Annotated in this window: 1 pseudogene; it reads right to left on the reverse strand. The window is 48.6% G+C overall.

From position 1 onward, the window contains the following. Positions 1–35: 35 nt before the first annotated feature. Positions 36–315: pseudogene (locus CVN76_RS02480) on the reverse strand (peptidase M14); the annotation flags it as partial.

Here is a 315-nt window from a genome sequence, read left to right on the forward strand (position 1 = left end):
CGACTGGGAGCAGAGCGTTTTTGCATGTCCGGCGTTTACATGTACAAGCCTGCCAAGAAGATCCCAAGTGACTTTTGATAAATTTCATCGAACTGTGATATAGGAAGCGGGTTGGTTCCTTTACCAAGCTCAACGGTAAATCCCGGCCTCCGCCAGTCCTGAATGTACCAATCCTTATACCCTGCGTAACTATTGGCCGACTTGACGGGCTCATAGCCACTTACCCTCGCAAACTCATTGACTATCGTTTCAGACTCTGGCGGCTCCATATTTTCCAACCCCCAAAAAATGACCTCACCTTGAGTATGGAATGCG

The organism is Bacillus sp. mrc49 (genome assembly GCF_002803435.1).